General features: G+C 50.0%; 5 protein-coding genes. 4 read left to right on the top strand and 1 reads right to left on the bottom strand.

The annotated features are described in order from the left end of the window. The first annotated feature begins 263 nt into the window (after positions 1–263). The 4 genes from F4X88_04910 to mutS all read left to right on the top strand — a co-directional run bounded on the left by F4X88_04910 (position 264) and on the right by mutS (position 5,294). Positions 264–866, top strand: a complete 603-nt coding sequence (locus tag F4X88_04910; protein ID MYA55618.1) for a DUF3696 domain-containing protein — start codon at positions 264–266, stop codon at positions 864–866. After that, the gene (locus F4X88_04905) at positions 863–1,357 is read left to right on the top strand and encodes a hypothetical protein (GenBank protein ID MYA55617.1); all 495 of its coding nucleotides are present in this window, start codon (positions 863–865) and stop codon (positions 1,355–1,357) included. The genes F4X88_04910 and F4X88_04905 overlap by 4 nt, the downstream gene beginning before the upstream one ends. A gap of 118 nt (positions 1,358–1,475) precedes the next feature. Further along, on the top strand, positions 1,476–2,096 hold the full coding sequence (locus F4X88_04900; protein ID MYA55616.1) for an NIPSNAP family protein: 621 nt from the start codon (positions 1,476–1,478) through the stop codon (positions 2,094–2,096). A gap of 510 nt (positions 2,097–2,606) precedes the next feature. Next, positions 2,607–5,294 carry a DNA mismatch repair protein MutS gene (gene mutS / locus F4X88_04895; protein MYA55615.1) on the top strand — a complete coding sequence of 896 codons (2,688 nt, stop codon included), beginning with the start codon at positions 2,607–2,609 and terminating at the stop codon, positions 5,292–5,294. Between the two features lies 1 nt (position 5,295). Here the strand turns inward: mutS and mtaB are convergent, their stop codons facing one another. Next, on the bottom strand, positions 5,296–6,669 hold the full coding sequence (gene mtaB / locus F4X88_04890; protein MYA55614.1) for a tRNA (N(6)-L-threonylcarbamoyladenosine(37)-C(2))-methylthiotransferase MtaB: 1,374 nt from the start codon (positions 6,667–6,669) through the stop codon (positions 5,296–5,298). Positions 6,670–7,012: the final 343 nt, after the last annotated feature.

Below are 7,012 nucleotides of genomic sequence, written 5' to 3'. Positions count from 1 at the left end.
GTATACGAAAGCCGATACCAAATGTCAATACTTTTAGAATGTAAACACTACCTAGTGGATCCTATATTAATCCTATCTGTTTTCGATGCTATGGGATTCAGGATGCACCCCCGAATATACTGCAGCCTTTTCTTCTACTCCAAACTTCTTTTCAGAACCTATTCCGCAGCATCCGCTACCTCGGTCCCCTCCGTGAATATCCGCGTCGGCATTACGCATGGCAGGGAAAACATTCGCCGGGTGTAGGACAACATGGAGAAGAGATGGTCACTGCCCTCTTTTCTGGGCGGATTCAACTCCGTTCTCTTGACGAGCATATCCCTAAGTGGCTACAGCGGTTGGATTTAATCGACTCCTATCGTCTCAACCCTATCCGTGACACAGAAAAAGATTACGAATTTCTTGTCAGAAAATATAAAGGTGGTCCCGAAGTCCGACTCACCGATGTCGGTTTCGGTGTTTCGCAGGTCCTACCAGTATTAGTGCTTTGTTATTACGTCCCCGAGGAAAGTATCCTCATCCTTGAACAACCGGAGGCACACCTCCACCCAAAAGTCCAGGCAGAATTGGCGGATCTGCTGATTGAGGTCGTAAAAAATCGGCGACTCCAAATTATCTTTGAGAGTCACAGTGAGCATCTGCTGATACGGTTAATGCGGCGGATCGCTGAGGAACAGATTTCAGCAGACGATACCGCTTTTTACTTTTGTGAGATGAACGAAGGGGTATCCGAAATTGAGAGACTCAATGTAGATGATTACGGAAACATCACGAATTGGCCACAAAACTTCTTCGGGGACGCAACGGGTGATTTGGTTGGAAAGACGAAAGCCGAAATGAAGCGCAAGAAGGAGCAAGGTTTGTGACCGTTGTTGTAGATACGAATGTTGCTGTAGTCGCCAACGGTAGATCTCAGCAAGCCTCCGCAGGTTGTGTTCTCACCTGTGCTGAGAAACTTCAACAAATCATGACTGGCGAAATGACGTTAGTTCTTGATGATGACTGGAAGATTCTTGGTGAATACATGCGGAATCTCCACTCTCGCGGTTCGGATGTAGATGATAGGTTTCTCGCATGGCTCCTGACGAACAAGGATAAGCAGTGTGACTTCGTTTCCATTACACCTATTGATGGTTCGGAAAATGACTTCCACGAATTTCCAACAGATCCTGCACTACAGAATTTCGATCCAGCGGATCGCAAATTTATCGCTGTTGCCCTCACACACTCCGAAAAACCGCCCATCCTGCAAGCCGTAGATAGTGAATGGTGGAACTACCGAGACGCACTCCATCGAAACGGTGTAACGATTGATTTCATCTGTGAACATGACATTCGTTCGATTTTGGATTCGTAGTTTCTTGCCTGCTGTTAAGCCTCCAATTTGTGTTTACACGGATAATAAATTGATATAGTATGGGTATACACGTCTGGTGTGAATCTGAAGGGCATCCGAAAAACACAGGAGGAATAGCATGATCTATGAAATAAGAACCTACAACCTGAAACTCGGACAACTCAACGAATACTGGGAACGCTTCGGCGAAAAGCTACCGGGGCGCCAAGAACTATCCAAACTTGGTGGACACTGGTACACCGAAGTCGGACCCTTGAACCAAATGGTCGCTATATGGCCCTACCAGAGTCTTGAACAGCGGGCGGAGATCCGGCGCGCTGCAGAGGCGGATCCGAACCCGGTATGGCCCCCTGATACCAGCGATCTCATCGTATCCATGGTATCCGAGATTTTTCTGCCAGCCCCCTTTATGGAACCGTTAGGTGAAAAAGACCTCGGTCCGTTGTATGAAATGCGTTTATACACCTATCCTCCGGAAGGCATACCGCAAGTGCTAGAAGCATGGGGTGCCGCGATCCCCGAACGTGTGAAATACTCATCCTTGGCAGGCTGTTGGTACTCTGAATACGGGGGTATCAACAATTTCATCCATCTCTGGGCATATAGGAGTTTCGAGGAACGCCAACGGATCCGAGCAGAGACGCGAGAGACAGGTGTCTGGCCCCCCAAAGGCTCCGTCAGACCCATCACGCAGGAGAGCAAACTACTCCTACCTGCCCCTTTCTCACCCATGCAGTAGTTTCTCTCTGACATATATCCGATATATCAACTCGGTAGGTGCGGTTTCCAACCGCACCTATCTTCCCCAACCAACCATCCCTTTACCCAAAAAACACTAACAGTCAATAATCCTAGTAGGAGAGATCTCCGAATCCCGACTTCTGACTACTGGGTGCCGCTATCATCTAAAAAAATATGGGCGAGAAAAGAAAATTCTTCGTCCAAAATAATACTATTTAGATGAAGGCAACGCTATAAATTCGTCGACTTCCAGGAAGGGACACCGGATCCCCTCAAAAACCTCTTAAAAAATCCGCGTCATCCGTATCATCCGTGAAATCCGCGATTCAGACGACAGAAGCTGCTATCACGTTTAAGATTTACTCTGAATACTCTGAAACGCGTTTTAGCCCTTCTGACAACTGAAAACTATAAATGATTTGACATAAACGCCAGAATGTGCTATGATACTAAAAACTGACCCTTCGTCCAAAAAACAGCCACGCACATGAGAACCAAGGGAAACGATATGCCACGTTCAAAACCCTCCGATCTGTCATTAATGGAACTCTATAAATACGTAAAAAAACAGCACGAAGATGCCATACTCCTGTGTCGAGTCGGTGATTTCTATGAAGCCTTCTTTGAAGACGCTGAACTCATTGCCCGTCTGCTTGAGATCGCCTTGACAGCGAGAAGTCATAAGAACCAAAAGTCCGCACCGCCACCGATGGCAGGTATCCCACATCACGCACTCGACTCCTATCTCTATAAACTCGTCAAAGCCGGACATAAAGTCGCCATTTTGGAGCAGACCGAGGACGCAAAACTCGCACGAGACGAGAATCGACTCGTCAAACGCGATGTCGTCCGGATCGTTACACCCGGCACTGTAACCGACCCAAAGGTGCTGGAGCATAAAGAGAACAATTACATCCTTTCGATGTATCTCAATAAAGACACCTACGGGGTCGCTGTCGCAGATCTCTCTACCGGCGAATTTATGGTAACCGAGCTGACAGACCCTTCACGCCTCTGGGCGGAGATCCACCGTTTTTCCCCCAAAGAGTGCCTCTTTGCCGACACCTTTGAGGATGCCGAGATGTTTGATCGTCTCAAAACCGAACTCAAGGTGACACTCAATGAACTCCCCGATTGGCGGTTTGAATTGGATACCGCTCGGACGGAACTCTTGGAACATTTCCAAACGATTTCGCTCGACGGATTCGGATGTGAACACCTTCCCACTGCTATCTCTGCCGCCGGTGCGCTCATCTATTACCTGAACGAAACGCAGAAACAGGAAGTCGAACACATCGTTTCGCTTCATACCTATACGCTCTCGGATTTCATGGTGCTGGATGCCGATACACAACGCAACCTCGAACTGACAGCCTCCATTCGCGACGGATCCACGAAAGGCACGCTCCTTGAAGTCCTTGATGAGACGGTGACGGCGATGGGGGGCAGGCGGATGCGTCAGTGCCTCTTACAGCCCCTGCTCGATGAAAAAGAGGTTGAAGAACGTCTCAATGCAGTCGATGAGCTCAAAACCCAGATTAGCTTGCAGGAGGAGTTGCGGGATGCACTCGGACAGATGTATGATATCGAGCGGCTCATTTCACGTATCAGTCTCGGTTCCGTGAACGGACGCGACCTGCATTCGCTCAAGGATTCCCTTCATCTGATTCCCGATGTCAAGGTGCAGCTCCAAAACTGCAATAGTGCCTTGTTGGTATCCCTGAATGACACTTTGGACCCGCTGCCAGAGTTAGTTGCGTTGATTGAGCACGGCATCCATCCAAACCCGCCCGCGACAATCCGTGAAGGCGGTATTATAAACGACGGTTATAGTGAGGAACTCGATGAACTGCGGCAGATTGTAGGACAGGGAAAGGACTGGATAGCCGCTATGCAGGAGGAGGAGCGTAAACGCAGCGGTATCCAATCCTTGAAGATCGGATTTAACCAGGTCTTCGGCTACTACATCGACGTAACGAAACCGAATCTACACATGGTGCCTGAGCATTACATCCGTAAGCAGACGCTTCGGAACTCCGAACGGTTCATTACCCCTGAACTCAAGGAACAGGAGGCGAAGGTCCTCAACGCCGAGGATCGGATACAGACCCTGGAATATGAACTCTTCTGTCAGATTCGCGAGGATGTGTCGAAATGGACGGAAGTCATACAGAAAATAGGGGCGGCACTCGCCATGACGGATGTGCTTGCCAACTTCGCCTATATCGCATCGAAATACAACTACGTGAAGCCTACCGTCGCAGGAGTAGATGAAATCGTTATCCGTGATGGGAGACACCCGGTTGTCGAGCAGCTGTTCACGCAAGAGGGGTTCGTGCCCAACGATACGGTCCTCAACTGCGATGATGAGCAATTGCATATCATCACGGGACCGAACATGAGCGGCAAAAGCACGTATCTGCGTCAGACGGCACTCATCGTTCTGATGGCACAGATCGGGTGTTTCGTGCCTGCCGCCGCTGCGAAGATCGGCTTGGTAGACCGGATTTTCACACGGGTCGGTGCCTCGGATAACCTCGTCATGGGACAGAGCACCTTCCTCGTTGAGATGAACGAAACAGCGAATATTCTCAACAATGCCACCCGCAACAGCCTTGTGATCTTTGATGAAGTCGGACGCGGCACCAGCACGTTTGATGGACTCAGCATCGCGTGGGCAGTTTCGGAGTATCTCTTAGATGAGAAGCGGATGGGGGCGAAAACCCTCTTCGCAACGCACTATCACGAGTTGGTGGAACTCGCCAGTAAATATAAACGTGCCAAGAACTACAATGTCGCCGTTCATGAAGATGGACAGAAGGTGACCTTCCTCCGAAAGGTTGTCCCAGGGGGGGCAGACCAAAGTTACGGTATCCACGTCGCACGGCTCGCAGGACTCCCCCAAGTCGTGATTACCCGTGCACAACAGATACTTGAAGTGCTTGAACAGCACAATCTCAGCGTCGAAGCGGATGGTGCCACGGGTCAATCCCCTAAAGCACATCCGACACTGCCGAAACCGCGCCGCCGTGTCTCCCGAAAGACAATACAAAGCGATTCCCTACAGATGGCACTCTTTACACCGAAAACGCATCCCCTCGTCGAAGAGATCCGACGGTTGGAGCTCACGCAGGTAACCCCCTTAGATGCGGTGAATATTCTCTATGATTTGAAGGCGAAGGCGGAGGAGTCTTAGGTTAGGCGGCAGCGATACAGTCCCCTTCTAACGCACCCAGCGTAACACGCTGAATCTGATTGATCGCGCTCTCTGGGGCATCTACAAGAACACGGAGATAGTTGTCAGTAAAGCCAGCAAGGCGATTATTTTTTCCTTCTCTGCTCGCTTCGATGAGCACCTCTTTCTGCTTGCCAAGCATCCGTTGTCGAAATGCCGTGTTCAAGCGTTCACCAAGCGCGATCATCGTTTGGCTACGCGCGGCAGAGACGTGTGGAGACACCTGATCTGGATAGGTCGCCGCAGGTGTGCCTTTTCGGGGGGAATAACGGAAGACGTGCAATTGACTGAATCCGATGTCCTCAACAAATTGGCATGATGCCTCAAAGTGAGCATCCGTTTCGCCGGGAAACCCGACCATAATATCGGTGGTAATCCCGACATCATCGCCAAAGACGCGGCGTAAGTTCTCAACGAGATGTGCGAATTCTCCTGTGGTGTAACGCCGACGCATCTGGCGCAACACCTCATCTGAGCCTGCTTGGAGCGGGAGATGGAAGTGCGGCATGCATTTTGGAAGTGCTGCCATCCGCTCACCAAGGGAATCTGGGAAATACATCGGTTCAATCGAGCTGAAACGGATACGTTCAATGCCTTCGATGTCGTGGATGTATTCTAAAATGTCGGCGATGTCTTTTTCTCTACCGGTGTCCACGCCGTAAGCACCGAGATGCACGCCGGTAATGACGATCTCTTTAATACCACTGTCAGCGATGCGACGGGCTTCATCGGCGATGTCATTGAGGGGACGGCTCGTCATTCTACCGCGCACGTATGGGATAATGCAGTAGGTGCAGAAAGCACTGCATCCGTCTTGCACCTTGATAAGTGCACGCGTGCGTTTGCCAGCGTCGCTCACACCTTTACTAAAGCGTGCGTGTTCGCGAACCGCATCGTGCTGGACGGGTTCTATCGCAAGAAGTGGGTTGGACGTGTGGAGTGCCGCGGCTGGCGAGGCTTCTAACCGCGCTTCAGATGATGTTTCGGTATGTAGAACGTCAAGATACTGCTGAAAATCCGCCTTTTCTCGGTTGCCGAAAACGAACGTTACACCCGGTATCTCTTCAATCGCCTCACGGTCGCTTTCCGCGTAGCAACCTGTAACGAGCACTTTTGCGTTCGGGTGCTTGCGAATCGCTCTCCGAATGACTTGCCGGGCTTTTTGATCGGCGGTGTTTGTTACGGTGCATGTATTGATGAGATAGAGGTCGGTCTGTTGTTGAGAAGTCTCATTATCAATAATCGTATATCCATTGCGTCGAAGTGTCTCGCGCATGGATTGCGTATCGTATTGATTGACCTTACAGCCCATCGTCATCAGTTTTGCGGTTCTCATTTTTTAATTTTACCTTGCGGATAATTAACGTCCGTTAGAACTTTGATGATCTTCGTGTACGAGTCGCCTGCGTGTTTTTACTTGGGTATTTCTGCGTATTGTTGCAGGCTTCGGGTTTAGTACCACCAGGGACCTGCGTGTAAGCGAAGCAGAACGCGGGGCGAAGACCGAATCATTAAAAAACCTGGCAGTGAAACAACATGCGTTAGCACTGTCGAATGCGTCTATCAACAGATATTATACCCAATTTTTACCCGAATTGCAAATGAGATAGTTATCCAAATTAGATACGACTTACGCAGTTCCTCTTAAAGTCCCCCTGATAAGGGGCGGGGAAGCCCAC

The organism is Candidatus Poribacteria bacterium (genome assembly GCA_009839745.1).
Taxonomy (GTDB): Bacteria; Poribacteria; WGA-4E; order WGA-4E; family WGA-3G; genus WGA-3G.
Note: the sequence above shows the minus strand (reverse complement) of the source record. Positions and strands in the feature narration are given on the sequence as shown.